We start from the raw sequence: 14,358 nt of genomic DNA, 5'->3' as shown, positions 1-14,358 counted from the left end.
AGGGACGACAAGGTGGTCGCCGCGTGGAACGGGCTGGCCATCGCCGCCCTCGCCGAAGCCGGCGCGCTGCTCGACGAGCCGGCCTGGATCGCAGCCGCCGAGGACGCGGCCGTGCTGCTGCGCGACGTCCATCTCGTGGCGGGCCGGCTGCGGCGGACCAGCCGGGACGGCCGGGTCGGGACGAATGCCGGCGTGCTGGAGGACTACGGCGACGTCGCCGAGGGGCTGCTCACCCTGCACCAGGTCACCGGCGATCCGGAGTGGCTGACCCTGGCCGGCGAGCTGCTCGACGTGGTCCGGACCCGGTTCGCCGCGCCGGACGGTGGCTTCTTCGACACCGCGGACGATGCGGAGGCGCTCCTGCGCCGCCCCCGCGACGACTCGGATTCGGCGACCCCGTCGGGCCAGGCCGCGGTGGCAGGTGCCCTGCTCATCTACGCGGCCCTGACCGGCTCGGCCGAGCATCGGGCCACCGCCGAGGCGACCGTGGCCCGATTCGCGCCGCTGCTGTCGCGCGACGCCCGGTTCGCCGGCTGGGCCGGCGCGGTCGCCGAGGCGCTGCTCGCCGGGCCCGCGGAGGTCGCCGTGGTGGACAGTCCGGCCCTGGAACGGCTTGCCCGGCTGGGCACCGCGCCGGGTGCCGTCGTGGTGACCAGCGGGCCGTTGGTCACCGGGCGGGGCGCCCCGGGGGTGTACGTGTGCCGCGACTTCGTCTGCGAGCTGCCCGCGCATACCGCGGAAGAGGTCCGGCGTCAGCTCGGCGTGAAGGTCGCCACCTGAGGCCCAAGGCACTTTCACTCGTGAGCGGGTAAGCGTGTAATCGTCGGCGGGGTGCGTCGGCGCGCACCCCGGCGGGGCCACGGCTCCGGACCAGTTCGGCAGGTCGGGCCCGCCCGCGGGTCCGACCGGGGGACCTGAGGAGACTCGTATGTCCGGTCCGCGTGGGCGTGGCTATGGCAGGCCGGGGGATCGGGCGGAGTCGGTGCCGGCGCATGACGCGCCGGACTGGTTCGCGGCCCACATCCCCGCCGGGTGGTTCACCGGCCCGCCGGCCGTGGTCGTCGACCGGGACGAGATCACCGTCGTCGGGGAGCTCCCCTCCGAGGAACCCCGCCGATCCGGCGCCCCGCTGTCCGGACCTCCGCTGTCCGGCGCCCCTCTGCCCGGCGCCCCGCTGTCCGGTGGCCCTCTGCCCGGACCTGCGCTGTCCGGACCCCCCGAGCCCGGGTCGCCCCAGCCCGGTACCCCTCACTCCGGTGGGGTGGAGTTGCCGGCCGGGCGTGACCCGGAGGCCACCGCCCTGATCCGTCGGTTCCGCGAGCGCACCCGGGACGAGCGGATCGCCATCGCCGCCGAGGCCGAGCGGCGCTATGGGCGCAAGGTCGCGTGGGGGGCGACCGCCGGCGCGGCCAGTGAGCTGTTCACCGTGCTGTCCGTGCCGGTGATGACGCGCCTGCGCCAGCCGGAGCGTCAGGTGCTGGACACGCTCGTCGAATCGGGCGTGGCGCGCAGCCGCAGCGAGGCGCTGGCCTGGTGCGTGCGGCTGGTCGGGGACAACTCCGACACCTGGCTGCGCCAGCTTCGTGAAGCCCTCGAACAGGTCGAGAAGATCCGTTCCGAAGGCCCCGGCCCCGGCTCCGGCCGCTGACGCTCTCCGCCCCGAAGTGGGTGGGCTAGTAGATCGCGAACATCAGGGCGATGTAGTGGCAGACCGCGGCGACGAGGGTGAAGGCGTGGAACACCTCGTGGTAGCCGAAGGTCGCCGGGGCCGGGTCCGGTCGCCGCGCGGCGTAGACGACGGCACCGAGGCTGTAGCAGACGCCGCCGACCAGTAGCAGGACCATCGAGGCGATCCCGGCCCGGTGGGCGAGCTGCGGGATGACGAAGACGGCGACCCAGCCGAGGGCGATGTACAGCGGCACGGTCAGGTACCGGGGGGAGTGCAGCCACAGCATCCGGATGGCCACGCCGAGCGCGGCTCCGCCCCACACCACGGCCAGGACCACGCGAGCTGTGCGCGCCGGCATCCCAAGGAGGGCAAATGGTGTATAAGTCCCAGCGATGAAAACAAAGATCATTGAATGGTCGAGGCGTTTCATGCGCGCTCGAGAACGTGACGTCGACCACATCGTGCGATGGTAGAGAGCGCTCGTTCCGAACAGCGCCGCAATACTCAGGGCGTATATCGCGATCCCCAGTCGGGCACGGAGCGTGGTGGCCAGCGCGACGGCAAGGAGACCCAGTGCAAGGCTTACGGGGAATGCCCCGGCATGTAGCCATCCCCGCATGCGTGGTCGCACCAGGTCACGAGGGTGGGCGGGGCCGTCCGCCTGCGGAGGCCCGGCGGGCTGCTGCGTGAGGGAAGCCACGCCCAGGACGATAACCCGAGGCTTCCGGCAGCCACGAGACGGAGTCACCCGGCGGCGGTCCGTCCGTACCGGTGCGTGATGGATCCGACGCTTCTGTCCACTCGCTATCGCGCGACTGCGGGGGGAACGCGCGGTACAGTCTAATGATCCTGAACGCGACCTCGAACTGCCCCTGTACCGCGGGTTTTGTCAGCGCGTGAACGAGAACGTTCGAGTACTGAAGTCGGCACCTGCATACGGGGCGAGAACGCGGCGGGTTCGACTCGACCGGAGGTGTGAGCTGTGACGACCGCGGCACAGATTCCGGGGCTGGAAGCGGCCCCGACGAAGCACGCCAGGCTGGTCGCCTGGGTGCGTGAGATCGCCGAACTCACCCAGCCGGAACGGGTTGAGTGGTGCGACGGATCGGAGGCCGAGTTCGACCGGCTGACCAGTCTCCTGATCGAGAAGGGGACCGTCGTCCGACTGAACGACGAAAAGCGTCCCAACAGCTTTTACGCCGCCTCGGATCCCAACGACGTGGCCCGGGTCGAGGATCGCACCTACATCTGCTCCGAGAAGGCCGAGGACGCCGGCCCCACGAACAACTGGATGGACCCGGCGGAGATGCGGGTCAAGCTCCAGGGCCTGTTCGAGGGCTCCATGCGCGGTCGCACGATGTATGTCGTGCCATTCTGCATGGGTCCGCTCGGATCGCATATTTCGGCGCTCGGGGTGGAAATCACCGACTCGCCTTACGTCGTCATTTCCATGCGCACCATGACCCGTATGGGAGCGCCCGCTCTCGAACAACTCGGTGAAGATGGCTTCTTTGTTCCGGCGGTGCATTCACTTGGCGCTCCGCTGGAGTCCGGTGCGGCTGACGTTCCGTGGCCGTGCAACACGACGAAGTACATCACTCATTTCCCGGAGACCCGCGAGATCTGGTCCTACGGATCGGGTTATGGTGGTAACGCACTGCTCGGCAAGAAGTGCTATGCACTGCGCATCGCGTCCGTCATGGCGCGCGATGAGGGCTGGCTCGCCGAGCACATGCTCATCCTCAAGCTGACGTCGCCCGCGGGCAAGGTTCACTACATTGCCGCGGCCTTCCCGTCGGCCTGCGGAAAGACCAACCTGGCGATGCTTATTCCCACCCTTCCCGGGTGGCAGGCGGAGACTGTCGGTGACGACATCGCGTGGATGCGGTTCGGTGAGGACGGCCGGCTCTACGCCGTCAACCCCGAGGCCGGCTTCTTCGGTGTCGCCCCCGGCACGGGCGAGGAGACGAACCCGAACGCGATCAAGACGCTGTGGGGCAACACGGTCTTCACGAACGTGGCCCGCACCGACGACGGCGACATCTGGTGGGAGGGGCTGACCAAGCAGGCCCCGGGGCACCTCACCGACTGGAAGGGCCGCGACTGGACCCCCGAGTCCACCGAGCCTGCCGCGCACCCCAACGCCCGCTTCACCGTCCCCGCCGGGCAGTGCCCGACCATCGCCTCCGAGTGGCAGGACCCGAAGGGCGTGCCGATCTCGGCGATCCTGTTCGGCGGTCGCCGGGCGACCGCGGTTCCGCTGGTCACCGAGGCGCCCGACTGGCGGCGCGGGGTCTTCTTCGGCTCGATCGTCGCCTCCGAGACGACCGCCGCACAGGCCGGCGCGATCGGCAAGCTGCGCCGCGACCCGTTCGCGATGCTCCCGTTCTGCGGCTACAACATGGCCGACTACTTCGCCCACTGGCTTGAGGTCGGCCAGAAGGCCGATCAGGCGAAGCTGCCCCGGATCTACTACGTGAACTGGTTCCGCAAGAGCCCGGAGGGCAAGTTCCTCTGGCCCGGCTTCGGCGAGAACAGCCGCGTCCTGGCCTGGATCGTCGGCCGCCTCGAGGGCCACGCCGACGGCGTGGAGACCCCGCTTGGTGTCCTGCCGACCAGGGACGCCCTGCCGACCGATGGCCTCCAGATCGACGAGGCCGACCTGGACGCCCTGCTGACGGTCGACATCGACGTCTGGAAGCAGGAGGCCGAGCTGATCCCCGAGCACTACCAGACGTTCGGCGACCGGCTCCCCGCCGCTCTCTGGGCCGAGCATGAGGCCCTGGTCAGCCGCCTCGACGGCTGACCCGCGACACCAGCGTCACCCCGGCCCGCGCCGGGCGGTTCCCCCGCCCGACGCGGGCCGTCGTGCGTCCGCCCCCAGCCCGGTTCCCCGCTGGACGTCTGCCCCGCCCGGCCCCGCGGGCGATTGCGCTCCGTCACGGTTTCCGTGTGCGGCGCACGTACTCGAGTGCCCGCTGTGACGTGGCCGGCGGGCCCGCATTCGACCGGAAAACGGACCCGCTCCGCCGCTCTCTGTGCCCGGCAGTCCGCATGTTTCACGGGTTCCTGTGCGTGTCGCCGCGGGGATTTCCTGCAACATCCGCGACTGGTCGGTGGATTTTCGTCAAGCGGGCGCCAGGGCCGATCGGCCGGAGAATCGGTGCCCGACGGCCCACCCGCCGTCCGGAAATCGCGGTCCGTCCAGTCCCGTGCCGCTCGATCCATCCTGCCCCAGTCGTTCCATCCAGATTTCCCGATGTTGCCGGGCCACCCGACCATGTTTCCGAAAGACTTCCGGCCACCCCGTACGCTCCCGGAAGGGCACTCACGTTACCTGGGTCCCCGGCCGGAGCTGCCCGATTCCTTGCTCCGGCTCCGGACCTGATCCCACCGGCCGGCAGGTTCCCGATCATCGCTCCGCGGCCCATACCGCAAGGATCCCGGCCGGTAAGGTACCCCTAACCTTTCCTGGTCTTCTCGGGACTATGGCATCGTCGACAGCACCGACCGACCGCCCCGGCCACCCGTGTCGCGCTGGCTTCTTCTCCGCTGCGCCAGCCCGGTGCCCGCAGCTCCCCTTTCTCCGATTTCCACCTCTCCGTGACGCCTTTCCACCTCCACGGCATGGCGGACGCCACCCGTTCCCGACTGCCCGCTCCGCCCGCCGACCCGTGGTGACGTCCGCCGGTCCTGCCCTGCCCCATCGGTCCCGCACTGCCCGCGCGTGCCGCACTGCCCCGCCGGTGCCGCACTGTCCCGCCCGCCGGCTCCGTGGTGCCGCCGGCAGGCGCCGCGTCGCTCCAGGTTCCGAGGCCGTGCGGGCGGGCGAGTCGCCATCCACGCTCGAGCCCCGCCCTCATCGGTCCACTTCCGCAAAGCCGAAGATCGCGATGTTCCGCGGAACCGTGCACACCGCCCAACCCCAACCCCAACTCCGGGTCCGGGTCCGGGTTCGGGTTCGGGTTCGGGTTCGCCGATCATGGTGTTCTGCGGAACCGCCCCCGCCGCCCGCTCCCAACCCCCGCCACCCCCGACGATCGCGGTTCCGCGGAACCGCGCCAATACCCAGGCCGGACTCCGCTTGCACGCGCCAGCCCATCCCTGCTGGATCATGGCCCTGACCTGCGCAGTTGCATCACCGCCGAACCGCCGCAAGATCCCGCCCAGCAGGACCCCCGCCCCCGCTCCTGACCTGCACCTTTACTATGGGGTCGCTGATCATCCCTAGAGGGATCGCAACCCCGATCGGCACGTGATTGATCTAGGCCATTCGAGTCGCTGATCATCCCTAGAGGGATCGCAACGACGCGGCCTGACCGGCCAAGTCACCCGCGCTGGCGTCGCTGATCATCCCTAGAGGGATCGCAACCGACCTCACCCGCGGCATGAGGGCTCCACCTCGCGTCGTCGCTGATCATCCCTAGAGGGATCGCAACGGTCCCAGGTGAAGCCACCGGCCTCTCGGGCCTCGTCGCTGATCATCCCCGCAGGGATCGCGACGTGACGGTCGAGGGGTGTCGAGGTTGCGGCCGGGGTCGCTGATCAGCCCTGGAGGGAGCGCGACTTCGCGGGCGTCAGCTACTGGCTCGCGATCATCTGGAAATCTTGTGCATTGTCTGCTGGCCTGATGCCGACTGCAACACGTCGTCGAGGCGGGGTCGTGCTCGTCAGCGGGCTGCTGGCTGGGCAGATCGGGTCGGCCACGGCGGTTCGGCCGCGCGGGGAGCGCAGTTGCTGGAGGTTGGTGGCGGGACGGGGGTCCGGGATCAAGTACTGAGGTGGGGGACGCCGCCGGTGGGCTGATCCCTGTCGGCGGGTTGCGGGGATCGCCTGGGGGACGCCGCTGGCGGGGTGGAGCGCGCCGCCGGGGCTGGTGGTGGATGGTGCTCCGGGGGCGGAGTGGGGGATCGGGTGCGTGACGGGGGTGTTGCTCGGCCGAGACTTTCGCCGATCTTGTGGTCTGGGGGTGGTGTTGCTCGGGGGAAGGCCGGTGGGGGCTGGCCGGCGCCCTGGGGAGGAGGGCTGATGCGGGGCGTCACGATCGGGGCGCAATGTCACCGAAAGGGACACGGTAGCCACCCGAGGAGGCAAAACGTTTCCCGTTCTTAACGCAACGTGTTGCCCGAAGTGGGTCGCCATCCTGGGAGGTGGCAGCTACCGTGAGAGCCCTAGCGTCTCAAGCCGTGGTCCGGCGTGGTGTCGGACCTCTCGGGAGGCCCCTCGGTGCCGCAAGCGCGACTACACCAGGAGGCCGGTACTCGGCCCCTGGAGGGGTCGGTCCCGGACTACCTCCGAGTAAGCGGGTGGGCGTGTGCCACGAACGCATGTCGTCGACACAAGCGTGCTGCTTTCTGATCCTGGCGCGCTGCTGCGGTTCGCGGAGCACAATGTCGTGCTCCCCCTCGTCGTCATAGGGGAGCTGGAGGGCAAGAGGAACCATCCGGAGCTGGGCTGGTTCGCCCGGGAGGCCCTGCGCCTGCTGGATGATCTGCGCATCCGGCACGGTCGCCTCGACCAGCCCATCCCGCTGGCGGGTGGGGGAACGCTTCGGGTGGAACTTAATCACACCGACGCAGCCGTGCTTCCACCGGGGTTCCGGGTGGACACGAACGACTCGCGGATCCTGTGCGTCGCGATGAACCTCGCCAGCGAGGGCGCGGACGTCGTGCTGGTCACCAAGGACCTTCCGCTGCGGGTCAAGGCCTCGGTGCTCGGCCTGCCGGCGGAGGAGTACCAGGCGTTGTCGCCGGTGGACACCGGCTTCTCCGGCATGGCGGAGCTCACCGTCGCCCAGGAGGACCTGGACCGGCTGTACTCCCGCGAGTACACGGAGATCCTGGAGGCTGCCGACCTGCCGTGCCACACCGGCCTGGTGCTCACCACGGCGGGGGGCAGCGCCTCGGCGCTCGGCCGGGTGACGGCGGACAAGCAGGTCCGGCTGGTGCGCGGTGACCGGGACGCCTTCGGGCTGCATGGGCGTTCCGCGGAGCAGCGGGTGGCGCTCGACCTGCTGCTCGATCCGGATATCGGCATCGTCTCGCTCGGCGGTCGGGCCGGCACGGGCAAGTCCGCGCTGGCCCTGTGCGCGGGGCTGGAGGCGGTGATGGAGCGCCGGGCCCATCGGCGCGTCGTCGTCTTCCGGCCGCTCTACGCCGTCGGTGGGCAGGACCTCGGCTATCTACCGGGCAGCGAGAACGAGAAGATGGCGCCCTGGGCGCAGGCCGTGTTCGACACGCTCGGTGCCCTGGTCTCCCAGGAGGTGGTCGAGGAGGTCGTCGACCGGGGGATGCTGGAGGTGCTCCCGCTCACCCACATCCGCGGGCGGTCGCTGCACGATGCCTTCGTGATCGTGGACGAGGCGCAGTCGCTGGAGCGTGGCGTCCTGCTCACCGTGCTGTCCCGGCTGGGGCAGGGCTCCCGCGTGGTGCTCACGCACGACGTGGCGCAGCGGGACAATCTTCGGGTCGGTCGGCATGACGGGGTCGCCTCGGTCATCGAGACGCTCAAGGGCCACCCGCTGTTCGCGCACGTCACCCTCACCCGATCGGAGCGTTCGCCGATCGCAGCGCTCGTGACCACGATGCTGGAGGACCTCGTTCTCTGACGCACTGTCCTGCAACGCACTGTCCTGTAACGCACTGCACCCGGACCGGGCCCGCGTGGTGGCCCGGTCCGCGGTTCAGTTCGCGGCCGGCGGATGCAGCCGGATGCAGCCGGGTGCCGGCGGGTGCCGGCGGGTTGTGGGAACGCGGGGCCGCTCTGGATGGTTGTCAGGGGAGACACTCATCGGAGGTGGCACAGATGTTCTTCGGTCGCCATAAGACCACGCTGCCCACGCCCGAGGAGGCGCTCCCCGGCCGGGACCGCCCGGTTTTCGTGGGCGATTCCCGGCACACCGTCCTCGGCACCTCGTTCACCGGGCCGTTCCCGGACGGGCTGGACACGGCCGTGTTCGGCCTCGGCTGCTTCTGGGGCGCGGAGCGCGCGTTCTGGCAGGTACCCGGCGTCTACACGACCGCGGTCGGCTACGCCGGCGGGTCCACCCCCAACCCGACGTACGAAGAGGTGTGTTCCGGCCAGACCGGACACACCGAGGCGGTGCTGGTCGTGTTCGATCCGGCGAAGGTCTCCTACGCCGAGCTGCTGAAGGTGTTCTGGGAGGGGCACGACCCGACCCAGGGCATGCGCCAGGGCAACGACGTGGGTACCCAGTACCGCTCGGCGATCTACACGACGTCCGAGGCGCAGGCGGTGGCGGCCGGCGCGAGCCGGGACGGGTTCGAGAAGGTCCTGCAGGGCGGGGGCTTCGGCCCGATCACCACCGAGATCGCCCCGGCGGGGAAGTTCTACCTCGCGGAGGAGTACCACCAGCAGTACCTGTCGGACGCCAAGAACCCCTACGGTTACTGCGGCCTCGGCGGCACGGGTCTGTCCTGCCCGGTGGGCGTCGCCTCCGTGGACGGCTGACAGGCGGCCGGTGGGATGTTCCCACCGGCCGGTCAGGGTCAGCTCTGGGTGGCGTGGCGTGGTGCCGCGTCGTCGGGGGCGCCCGCCGGGGCCAGGCGGCGGGTGGGCAGGGTGTGCGCCCCGTCGATCGTGTGGACGTCCCGCCCGACCGGGACGCGGGCGATGCTGTCGACGACCGCGGTCGGGCGGTAGGGGAATCGCTCGATGTCGGCGTGCGTCGTGATGCCGGAGAGCACCAGCACGGTGTCCATCCCGGCCTCCAGGCCGGCGACCACGTCGGTGTCCATCCGGTCGCCGATCACCACCGTCGTCTCACTGTGCGCGGACAGGGTGTTCAGGGCGCTGCGCATCATCAGCGGGTTCGGCTTGCCGACGAAGTACGGGGTGACCCCGGTCGCCTTGGTGATCATGGCGGCGACGGCGCCGGTCGCCGGGAGGAGCCCCTCGACCGACGGCCCGGTCGGGTCGGGGTTCGTCGCGATGAAGCGGGCACCGTCGCGCACCAGCCGGACCGCTCGGGTGATCGCCTCGAAGCTGTAGGTCCGGGTCTCCCCGAGCACCACATAATCCGGCGAGCTGTCGCTGAGCACATATCCGATGTCGTGCAGCGCCGTGGTGAGTCCGGCCTCGCCGACGACATACGCCGAGCCGCCCGGCCGCTGCGTGTGCAGGAACAGCGCGGTGGCGAGCGCCGAGGTCCAGATTCGCTCGGGCGGGATCTCCAGGCCCGAGCGGGACAGTCGAGCCGACAGATCGCGGGCAGTGTAGATCGAGTTGTTCGTCAGCACCAGAAAGCCGAGGCCCGCGGCGATGACGCCGGCGATAAACGCGTCCGCCCCGGCAATCGGGTGTTCCTCGTGGACGAGAACGCCGTCCATGTCGATGAGATAGTTCTCGATGATCCGTTCCGGCATGGCCACTGATTCTGCCCCCTGCCCGGCCCGACGGCGGGCAGGGGCGGTCACCGGGAGCGGTGTCTCAGAGCACCGCGACGCCGGCGGCCTGCTGGCTGGCCGGCAGCGTCAGACACAGGGCGGGCACGACGATCCACTCCCGCAATCCCTCGTCGTGCGCGTACTTGTGCGCGTATCCCGGGGTGCGGAACGGGCCGACCACCCCGCGGACCCGCCCATCCGGGCCGCCGAGCACGACCACGGCCCAGGCCGCGGCGTCGTCATCCGCCGCCCCGTCCGGCAAGGAGGTGGATTCCCACCAGTACGGCCCACACTCGACCATTCACGCCCCCTTATGCATGTTTTTCAGTGGCCACCCATGGCGGCGACACATGATTCGGCAGGTCATCGCGTCGGACGCGCATATTCGCGTCACTGGATGCCGTTGCCGAAACGATCGTCGCCTGGTCCCTCCGGTCGGGCCGGCGATGTGCCACGCTGCACGCCGACGCCGTGGATGGCCCCCTCCGATATCGTGCGCTTTCCCGTCGCCTTGTCCACCGAAACGGCCGAATTTTTCTCGGCAGTGCCCGATGGGCAGCTCACGGAACGCGCGTCTGCATTTGCTGGTGCACGGCCGTTCTCCCCCGGCATACGTTCGCGGCGGTCCGGGCACAGCCGAATCGAGAATGTGACAAACATCGTCGAGTGCTCCGGCGACCCACCGCGGGGTGGCGCCGGGGTGGCGCCCGGCGCGGGCTCGGTGGGCTGCGCGCGCGGTCCGGTGAGGGGTGGACCCGGCCGGCGCCGTCGCGGGTCGCTCCGGTCAGGTCGCGGACCCGGCCGGAGCCATCGTGGGCAGGTCTGGCGAGGTCGCGGACCCGGGCCCCGGCGGCGGCGGGGACGGCGGGAGACGGTTCGGGTCCGGCCGACGGCGATTCGAGCGCAACGTCAGGGTTGATTCGGGCGTCTGTTCTGTCGGTTACTTCTCGCGATATGGGGGATCCGTGCGCCGGCGCCGTAACGATTACCGCAACTGGGAGGAACTGTCTCGTCAGGAGCGTCGCCGGGGCCTCGCGATCCTCGGCGTGGCCGGCGCCGGTGCGGTGACCGCGGTGTACCTGATCGTCGGCGGCGGCGGAACGCAGGCCGAGGCCGGCGCAGTGGTCCCGCCGACCATCGACGTGAGGACCCAGCTCGCCACCTGGTACGCCGCCACCGGCGGGATTCGCGACGAGATCGTGGCGTCCGTCAGCGCGGTGCGCACCGACATCCAGGCGTCCGACGGCACGGCGCTGAGGCCGGCGTGCGTCCAACTCGGCCAGGCCGTGGACCGGATCGCGGTGCTCGGCGTGCCACCCGTCGCCACCGCCAGCCAGACCTGGACCGACGGCGCCGCCGCCTACGCCCAGGCCGTCACCGCCTGCGGGAACCTCTTCGACGGCACCGCCCTGCCCCCGCCGGTCCTGCTCCAGCGCACGACCGATGCCCTGAACAACGCCGACGGCCACTGGACGAGGCTGGCCGCCCAGATCGGCGCGCCGGCGCAGATCGTCCCGACGAGTTAGCGCAGCGCCGACGAGTTAGCGCAGCGCCGATGAGGTGGCGCAGCGTCGACGAGGTGGGTCGGGGCGACTGCCCTGCCAGAATCGGGCAGGTGGACCATCTTGCGATCATCGAAGCCGAGGGCTTCGCGCTGCTGGCGATGACCAGCGGGCATCTCGACAGTCCGGTGCCGACCTGCCCGGGTTGGAGTTCCCGCCGCCTGCTGCGGCACGTCGGACGGCTGCTGCACAGTGTCAGCGCCGTCGTGTCCCGGGGCACGACCGAGCCGCCGCCGCCGAATCCGCGGGCGCCCACCGACGACGAGGGGCTGATCGCCTACTACCGCCGCTGTCTCGACGATCTGTTGGGCCTGCTGCGCGAGACCGATCCCGCCCGGCCGGCCTGGAACCACACCGGGGTCGCGCCGCCGGTCGTCGGGTTCTGGCACCGCCGCCTTGCCCAGGAACTCACCGTGCATCGCTGGGACGCCGACAATGCCGTCGGTGCCGCCCGCCCACCCGCGGCGGAGGTGGCCGCGGACGGCGTCGACGAGCTGCTGACCATCCTGCTGCCCGGCGAGCGTGCCCGCGCGACGACCACCGGGCCGGCTCACGGCCGTGTCCACGTCCATCTCACCGACGTCGAGGGGGAGTGGCTGATCGGGCTGGCCGGCAACGACGTCACCGTGACCCGGGAGCATGCCAGGGGGGATGCCGCCCTGCGTGGCCCCGCCGCCGCCGTGCTGCTCGCCCTGTGGGGCCGGCTGCCGTTCGACGCGTCCGATCTCGCCGCCTTCGGCGACGCCGCCCTGCTCCCGGCGCTGCATCCCGGCGTCTGAGTGCCCGAGCGGGCCGGCGCCCGAACGGCCGAGCGGCCCGGCACCCGGGCGGCCGGGGTTGCACCACGGTGGTGGGCCACCCGGGGGTGCCGCCGGATGGCTGTCCCGAGGATGGCGGTGCGGGTCGGGGCTGCACCACGGTGCCGGCGCTCACGTGCGGCGCGCGGGCGGCGGGAATCGCCCTGCGGGTGTCAGGAACCGCCCTGCGGGTTGTCAGGAACCGCCCTGCGGGCGGCGGAACAGCGTCGCGGTCGGTGCGGCCTGGCTCAGGGTCGCCTTCGCCGGGGTGAACAGGAACGACTGCTGCGGCACGCCGTCCGGCCCGAGCAGGAAGGCCCGCTCGATCGAGTCGACCGTGATGCGGGCACCGCGGTCGACGCCCGCGCCGACCACACGGGTGGCCTCGATCGTCGAGATGTCCTCGGCGACTGTGCCGGGGGGAAGCTCGACGGCGGTCGCGGCGGGGGTGTCCCGGGCGATCGCCCAGAGGGGATAGATCTTGTTGGAGCGGTAGGTTTCGCCGTTGCCGGACAACCGCACGCCGACCGACAGGCCGACCCAGTTGTCCTCCGTGTTCGGCGCCCCCACGGTGCTCTTCCGGATGATCAGGTAGACGTAGTTGTGCGGGTCGCTGATCTTCGTGGTGGAGTTCGGCGCCTTGTTCTCGTCGACCTTGCCCTCGCGGGCGACCTCCTGTGCCATCACCCAGTAGGTCCACGGGTTGCGGTCCATCTGCCGCTCGCGGGCGTCGGCGTTCGGGTCGAGGGTGTCGGCGGCGGACAGGGCGAACCGCATCGGGCCGTCCGGGTTCTGGCACAGGCCGTTGTTCAGCGTGCAGGTCCCGAGCAGCGGGTGGCCGCCCTCGGATCGGCCGGTGAAGGGCTGCGTCGCATGGTCGGGGCCCTGGATGACCGCGCTGCCGGGGATCGCGTTGCCGGCGGCGTCGATCTCCACCTGGTAGGTCCACTCGATGTCGGTGGTGCGGCCCCACTGCGCCATCAGCGCCGGGGTGGACGTGCCGCCGTCCTCGTTGCTCCACACCACCGAGTAGGTCAGCAGCCGGTGCCCCGAGATCGCGGTCGGCGTCTCGGAGTGGAAGGCCAGCAGCGGCGTGTCCGTGATCGCGTTCTGGAACGGCCCGCCGGCCAGCGGGTCCGCCGCGGTCGCCGCCGACGGCGCACCCGCGGCGGGCGAGCCGGCGGCGGGCAGCGGCGTCGTCCGGCCATACACCACCGGGGCGTGCGCCAGTGCCTGGTAGCTGTTGTCCTGCGGCGTCACCGTCTGGAAGGCGAAGCCGGTCAGCCGGGCCGACGCGGCCCCCTGCGGCGAGCGGTCGGCGGCAAACTGCGCCCGTAGGGTGTGGTCGCCGGCGGCGAGGTGGCCCAGGGCCAGGCTCCGCTTGATCGGGAACGAGGTGGGGATGACGACGTCGGTGGCGTAGGTGTTGTCGACGAACAGGGACACGACGGCCGACTCGCTGCCCGGTGACCCCCACGACACGCCGGGCGCGGCGGTGGTGACGCCGAGCAGGACCTCACCCTCGGCACCGGTCCGGAACGGTATCGAGGTTTCCTGCCCCCGGTTCAGCACGACCTCCGCCGGCGGTGCTGGCGCCTTGTCACCGGAGCCGCACGCCCCGAGCCCGACCGTCAGTGCGGCCGTGGCCAGAGCCGCACCCACCGTCCGCCGCAGTCCTCTCGACACCCGCGTTCCTCCTCGAAATCGGGGAGGTCGCCACCCGCGCGGCCGTTCCCCACGTCCCCGATTCCCGACCACATCCTGCTCTGTAGTGAATTGTCGTCCTGCACCGGTAGGGCCGGTGCCGAGCGGGGAGAGTAGAGGCATGGCGCAGGGGCGGCACAGCGGGCCGGCGGGGGACAGGGCAGCCGAGGGTGGCGGGGTGGCGGCCGGCGCCGGCGGGTCGCCGCAGGCCGGACCGATCC

The 14,358-nt window shown here is 71.0% G+C and carries 10 protein-coding genes, 1 pseudogene and 1 CRISPR repeat array; of the genes and pseudogenes, 7 read left to right on the top strand and 4 right to left on the bottom strand.

The features are described from left to right. Together ND748_RS12935 and ND748_RS12930 are read left to right on the top strand one after the other, a co-directional pair. Positions 1 to 780 (top strand): annotated as a pseudogene (locus ND748_RS12935) (N-acylglucosamine 2-epimerase); the annotation flags it as partial. A gap of 148 nt (positions 781 to 928) precedes the next feature. Beyond that, entirely contained in the window at positions 929 to 1,648 is a 720-nt protein-coding gene (locus tag ND748_RS12930; protein ID WP_251746042.1) for a hypothetical protein, read from the top strand. A 25-nt stretch (positions 1,649 to 1,673) separates the two neighbouring features. Here ND748_RS12930 and ND748_RS12925 read toward each other — a convergent pair whose 3' ends face one another. Then, a complete protein-coding gene (locus ND748_RS12925) occupies positions 1,674 to 2,417 on the bottom strand; it encodes a hemolysin III family protein (protein WP_374215911.1) in 744 nt (247 codons plus the stop codon). 234 nt (positions 2,418 to 2,651) lie between these two features. On the opposite strand from ND748_RS12925, the gene ND748_RS12920 reads away from it, so the two are divergent. From ND748_RS12920 to msrA, 3 genes are all read left to right on the top strand, one after another. Further along, a complete protein-coding gene (locus ND748_RS12920; protein ID WP_251746041.1) occupies positions 2,652 to 4,475 on the top strand; it encodes a phosphoenolpyruvate carboxykinase (GTP) in 1,824 nt (607 codons plus the stop codon). Between the two features lie 1,405 nt (positions 4,476 to 5,880). Beyond that, positions 5,881 to 6,236: direct repeats of the CRISPR family, unit length 30 nt; unit sequence GTCGCTGATCATCCCTAGAGGGATCGCAAC. Positions 6,237 to 6,983: 747 nt separating this feature from the next. Continuing rightward, complete coding sequence (locus ND748_RS34610; protein WP_308205630.1) at positions 6,984 to 8,276, top strand: PhoH family protein; 1,293 nt, start codon at positions 6,984 to 6,986, stop codon at positions 8,274 to 8,276. 197 nt (positions 8,277 to 8,473) lie between these two features. Continuing rightward, complete coding sequence (gene msrA, locus ND748_RS12910) at positions 8,474 to 9,139, top strand: peptide-methionine (S)-S-oxide reductase MsrA (protein ID WP_251746039.1); 666 nt, start codon at positions 8,474 to 8,476, stop codon at positions 9,137 to 9,139. Positions 9,140 to 9,177: 38 nt separating this feature from the next. Here the strand turns inward: msrA and ND748_RS12905 are convergent, their stop codons facing one another. Both ND748_RS12905 and ND748_RS12900 read right to left on the bottom strand, forming a co-directional pair. Continuing rightward, the gene (locus ND748_RS12905) at positions 9,178 to 10,053 is read right to left on the bottom strand and encodes an HAD-IIA family hydrolase (protein ID WP_251746038.1); all 876 of its coding nucleotides are present in this window, start codon (positions 10,051 to 10,053) and stop codon (positions 9,178 to 9,180) included. Between the two features lie 64 nt (positions 10,054 to 10,117). Continuing rightward, positions 10,118 to 10,375, bottom strand: coding sequence for a hypothetical protein (locus ND748_RS12900; protein WP_251746037.1), 258 nt, complete (start codon positions 10,373 to 10,375; stop codon positions 10,118 to 10,120). Between the two features lie 664 nt (positions 10,376 to 11,039). Between ND748_RS12900 and ND748_RS12895 the strand changes: the two genes are divergently transcribed. Both ND748_RS12895 and ND748_RS12890 read left to right on the top strand, forming a co-directional pair. After that, the gene (locus ND748_RS12895; protein ID WP_251746036.1) at positions 11,040 to 11,600 is read left to right on the top strand and encodes a hypothetical protein; all 561 of its coding nucleotides are present in this window, start codon (positions 11,040 to 11,042) and stop codon (positions 11,598 to 11,600) included. Positions 11,601 to 11,689: 89 nt separating this feature from the next. Continuing rightward, on the top strand, positions 11,690 to 12,415 hold the full coding sequence (locus ND748_RS12890; RefSeq protein ID WP_251746035.1) for a maleylpyruvate isomerase family mycothiol-dependent enzyme: 726 nt from the start codon (positions 11,690 to 11,692) through the stop codon (positions 12,413 to 12,415). Positions 12,416 to 12,628: 213 nt separating this feature from the next. Here ND748_RS12890 and ND748_RS12885 read toward each other — a convergent pair whose 3' ends face one another. Further along, positions 12,629 to 14,119 (bottom strand): hypothetical protein, encoded by a 1,491-nt coding sequence (locus tag ND748_RS12885; RefSeq protein WP_251746034.1) that lies wholly within the window; start codon positions 14,117 to 14,119, stop codon positions 12,629 to 12,631. Positions 14,120 to 14,358: the final 239 nt, after the last annotated feature.

This window comes from Frankia sp. AiPs1 (genome assembly GCF_023716945.1).
Lineage (GTDB): Bacteria > Actinomycetota > Actinomycetes > Frankiales > Frankiaceae > Frankia.
This window is presented reverse-complemented; position numbering and strand designations above follow the sequence as displayed.